Raw genomic sequence first — 4,046 nt, 5'->3', positions numbered from 1 at the left:
GGGGGGCGCGGCGAGGGGTATACGCCACAGGGGGCGCGCCCCCCGCCGCGCTACCCGCAGCGGGCGGCGATCGCGCCGACGGTGTTCACCGCGGCCCCCGGCGCGGCCGGCTCCCGCCCGCACGACTCCTCGGGTTTGCGGTCGTTACCCAGCACGCCGGCGCCGGCAATCTGGGTGGTAGGGGTCACCAGGGTCGATGAGGACCCCGTTTTGTCGGAACCGCAAGCGCTGCACGTCAGTACCAGCGCGGCGGCCGCGCCGAGAATCAGACCGCCGGATCGCACACGGTCGACGTTAACATCCGGCCAGCTCAAGCCTGGTGAAGCGGGACTGGGCGCCCACCCCTGTTGCTGCGGGGTTCCGCTGGTCCGGCACAATTACGACAGTTTGTAGGACCAGACCTTCCGCCGACCTGATGGCGGGCTAAGATTTGGATTAGTGCGCGCGTTCTGCGCCCCCTGTCCGGATGGATGTTTGGAGGAGCTGTTGACAGCCGAAGCGCCCCCCTTGGGAGAACTCGAGGCAGTTCGTCCGTACCCGGCTCGGACGGGCCCGCGAGGGAACCTGGTCTACAAGCTGATCACCACGACCGATCACAAGCTGATCGGCATCATGTACTGCGTCACCTGCTTCGTGTTCTTCTTCGTCGGCGGCCTGTTGGCGCTGCTGATGCGCAGCGAACTCGCCGCGCCCGGTCTGCAGTTCTTGTCCAATGAGCAGTACAACCAGCTGTTCACCATGCACGGCACGATCATGTTGCTGTTCTACGCAACGCCGATCGTGTTCGGTTTCGCGAACCTGGTGCTGCCGCTGCAGATCGGCGCGCCCGACGTCGCGTTCCCGCGGCTGAACGCATTTTCGTTCTGGTTGTTCCTGTTCGGCGCCACCATCGGTATGGCGGGCTTCATCACTCCCGGCGGCGCCGCCGACTTCGGTTGGACCGCCTACACCCCGCTGACCGACGCCATCCACTCACCCGGCCCGGGCGGTGACCTGTGGATCATGGGCCTGGCGGTCGCCGGTCTGGGCACCATCCTGGGTGCGGTCAACATGATCACCACCGTGGTGTGCATGCGCGCGCCCGGCATGACGATGTTCCGGATGCCGATCTTCACCTGGAACATCCTGGTGACGTCGATCCTGGTGCTGATCGCCTTCCCGCTGCTGACGGCCGCGCTGTTCGGGCTGGCCGCCGACCGGCACCTGGGGGCGCACATCTACGACCCGGCCAACGGCGGAGTCCTGTTGTGGCAGCACCTGTTCTGGTTCTTCGGGCACCCCGAGGTGTACATCATCGCGCTGCCGTTCTTCGGCATCGTCACCGAAGTGTTCCCGGTGTTCTCCCGCAAGCCGATCTTCGGCTACACCACGCTGGTGTACGCGACGCTGGCGATCGCGGCGCTGTCGGTGGCGGTGTGGGCGCACCACATGTTCGCCACCGGGGCCGTGCTGCTGCCGTTCTTCTCGTTCATGACGTATCTCATCGCGGTGCCGACCGGGATCAAGTTCTTCAACTGGATCGGCACGATGTGGAAGGGGCAGTTGACGTTCGAGACGCCGATGCTGTTCTCGGTCGGCTTCCTGCTCACCTTCCTGCTGGGCGGCCTGACCGGCGTGCTGCTGGCCAGCCCGCCGCTGGACTTCCACGTCACCGACAGCTACTTCGTCGTCGCGCACTTCCACTACGTGCTGTTCGGCACGATCGTGTTCGCCACCTACGCCGGGATCTACTTCTGGTTCCCCAAGATGACCGGCCGGCTGCTCGACGAACGGCTGGGCAAACTGCACTTCTGGTTGACGTTCATCGGGTTCCACACAACGTTCCTGGTGCAGCACTGGCTGGGTGACGAGGGGATGCCGCGTCGCTACGCCGACTACCTGCCCAGCGACCACTTCCAGGGCCTCAACATCGTCTCGACCATCGGGGCGTTCATCCTGGGCGCGTCGATGTTCCCGTTCGTCTGGAACGTCTTCAAGAGCTGGCGCTACGGCGAGGTCGTGACGGTCGACGACCCGTGGGGTTACGGCAACTCGCTGGAATGGGCGACCAGCTGCCCGCCGCCGCGGCACAACTTCACCGAACTGCCCCGGATCCGTTCGGAGCGCCCGGCATTCGAGTTGCACTACCCGCACATGGTGGAGCGGATGCGCGACGAAGCGCACATCGGACGCCACGCCACCACGGGCGAGTCGCCGAAGGGATTCGGTCCACGGACTGAGGCGGATCGCGCGACTAGTGAGCAGTAGCGGCAACCTGGGGTGACCGGCTCAGCCAAGGTGTCGGTGCTGATCACTGTCACCGGTGTCGACCGACCAGGTGTGACCTCAGCTCTCTTCGAGGTTCTCTCCAAGCACGGCGTCGAGCTGCTCAACGTCGAGCAGGTGGTGATCCGTGGCAGGCTGACCTTGGGCGTATTGGTCTCCTGCGCAGCGGAACTCGCCGAGGGGACCGCGCTGAGCGACGACGTCGAGGCCGCCATCCACGGCATGGGTCTGGACGTCACGGTCGAGCGTAGCGACGACGTGCCGATCATCAGCAAACCCTCCACCCACACCATCGTGGTCCTGGGCCGCCCGATCACCGCGGGCGCGTTTGGGGCGGTGGCCAGGGAGGCGGCGGCGCTCGGGGTCAACATCGACGTCATCCGCGGTGTCTCCGATTACCCGGTCACCGGACTGGAACTGCGCGTTTCGGTGCCTGCGGACGCATACCGGCCGCTGCAGTCCGCGCTGACCAAGGTGGCGGCCGACGAACGCGTCGACGTGGCCGTCGAGGACTTCGGGCTGGCGTGGCGCACCAAACGACTCATCGTGTTCGACGTTGACTCGACGCTGGTGCAGGGCGAAGTCATCGAGATGCTGGCGGCCCGTGCCGGCGCCCAGGGGCAGGTCGCGGCCATCACCGAGGCAGCCATGCGCGGCGAGCTGGACTTCGCGGAATCGTTGGAGCAGCGGGTCGCCACCCTGGCCGGACTGCCCGCCTCGGTGATCGACGAGGTCGCCGAACAGCTGGAGCTGATGCCCGGTGCCCGCACCACGCTACGTACGTTGCAGCGCTTGGGTTTTCGTTGCGGAGTGGTCTCCGGTGGCTTCCGGCGGATCATCGAGCCGCTCGCCGAGGAACTCAAGCTCGACTTCGTCGCCGCCAACGAGCTGGAGATCGTCGACGGCAGGCTCACCGGACGGGTGACCGGACCCATCGTCGACCGGCCCGGCAAAGCCGCCGCGCTGCGGGCCTTCGCCGAGCAGTACGGCGTGCCGATGGAGCAGACCGTCGCTGTCGGGGACGGCGCCAACGACATCGACATGCTGACCGCCGCGGGCATGGGTGTGGCGTTCAACGCCAAACCCGCGCTGCGCGAGGTCGCCGACGCGTCGCTGAGCCATCCCTACCTGGACACCGTGTTGTTTCTGCTGGGCGTCACCCGCGGCGAGATCGAGGCCGCCGACGCCGTCGACGGCGTGGTGCGCCGCGTCGAGATCCCGGCTGACTAGCGCGAGCAGACGTGAAAGTCCCCGCACGCCCGGCGTGTCGGGGGCTTTCACGTCTGCTCGCCAGTGGGCCGGTACCCCCCGCTCGCGAGTGATACGGCACGATGGTCGCGTGGTTGAACCAGGCTCTCTCGCGGCCGACCCAGACCTGCTGATCGACTTCCGAAACGTCTCGCTGCGCCGCGGCGGACGCACTCTGGTGGGCCCGCTGGACTGGGCCGTGGAACTCGACGAACGCTGGGTGATCATCGGTCCCAACGGGGCCGGCAAGACGTCCCTGCTGCGCATCGCCGCCGCCTCCGAACACCCGTCCTCGGGTGTCGCGTTCGTGCTGGGGGAGCGGCTGGGCCGGGTCGACATCGCAGAACTGCGGTCCCGCATCGGACTGAGTTCCTCGGCGCTCGCGCAGCGGGTGCCCAGCGACGAGCTGGTGCGGGATCTGGTTGTCTCGGCCGGTTATTCGGTGCTGGGCCGGTGGCGCGAGCGCTACGAGGACATCGATTACCGGCGCGCGGTCGACATGCTGGAAAGCCTGGGTGCCGAGCACCTGGCCG

The 4,046-nt window shown here is 67.1% G+C and carries 3 protein-coding genes and 1 pseudogene; 3 read left to right on the top strand and 1 reads right to left on the bottom strand.

Annotated features, from left to right (window positions below):
* Positions 1-101: 101 nt before the first annotated feature.
* Positions 102-284: pseudogene (locus tag A9X01_RS22225) on the bottom strand (iron-siderophore ABC transporter substrate-binding protein); the annotation flags it as partial.
* A 202-nt stretch (positions 285-486) separates the two neighbouring features.
* On the opposite strand from A9X01_RS22225, the gene ctaD reads away from it, so the two are divergent.
* From ctaD to A9X01_RS22210, 3 genes are all read left to right on the top strand, one after another.
* Positions 487-2,247 (top strand): aa3-type cytochrome oxidase subunit I, encoded by a 1,761-nt coding sequence (gene ctaD / locus A9X01_RS22220; protein WP_065122792.1) that lies wholly within the window; start codon positions 487-489, stop codon positions 2,245-2,247.
* 12 nt (positions 2,248-2,259) lie between these two features.
* On the top strand, positions 2,260-3,495 hold the full coding sequence (serB, locus tag A9X01_RS22215; RefSeq protein WP_065122790.1) for a phosphoserine phosphatase SerB: 1,236 nt from the start codon (positions 2,260-2,262) through the stop codon (positions 3,493-3,495).
* A gap of 91 nt (positions 3,496-3,586) precedes the next feature.
* A partial coding sequence (locus A9X01_RS22210) for an ATP-binding cassette domain-containing protein (protein ID WP_155772222.1) occupies positions 3,587-4,046 on the top strand: 460 nt, incomplete at its 3' end.

The sequence above is a fragment of the Mycobacterium asiaticum genome, from assembly GCF_001668675.1.
Taxonomy (GTDB): Bacteria; Actinomycetota; Actinomycetes; order Mycobacteriales; family Mycobacteriaceae; genus Mycobacterium; species Mycobacterium asiaticum_D.
Note: the sequence above shows the minus strand (reverse complement) of the source record. Positions and strands in the feature narration are given on the sequence as shown.